General features: G+C 58.5%; 1 protein-coding gene. It reads left to right on the top strand.

What is annotated here, in order from left to right:
* Positions 1–374, top strand: a 374-nt coding sequence (locus F8C76_RS19250; protein ID WP_500683486.1) for an MDR/zinc-dependent alcohol dehydrogenase-like family protein, incomplete at its 5' end; no start/stop codon positions are given.
* Positions 375–417 lie beyond the last annotated feature (43 nt).

Below are 417 nucleotides of genomic sequence, written 5' to 3'. Positions count from 1 at the left end.
AAGTGGAAAATTTCAACGTCGGCGACCGGGTCTGGTATGCCGGCGCCGTGCAACGCCAGGGCAGCAATGCCCAGTTCCAGTGTGTTGATGAACGGCTAGTGGCAAAAAAACCGAATAGCCTGGGCATGCAAGAAGCGGCTGCACTCCCCCTCACCACACTAACCGCCTGGGAGGCCCTGGAAGATCAGCTCGGTTTTCGAGCCGGAGAGTGTGAGGGGAAAAGTGTGCTGGTGATCGGTGGCGCAGGAGGAGTGGGGTCCATCGCTATCCAGCTAGCCGCCCACTATTTTGGTCTTAAGGTGATCACCACTGCGGGTCGCGAAACCTCTGCCAACTGGTGTCAAAGCCTCGGCGCTCATCATATCGTGGACTAGCGCAAGCCATTACTAGCGCAGCTGGACGCCATTGGTTGCCCGC

Source organism: Flagellimonas olearia (assembly GCF_009184425.1).
GTDB lineage: Bacteria > Bacteroidota > Bacteroidia > Flavobacteriales > Flavobacteriaceae > Flagellimonas > Flagellimonas olearia.
This window is presented reverse-complemented; position numbering and strand designations above follow the sequence as displayed.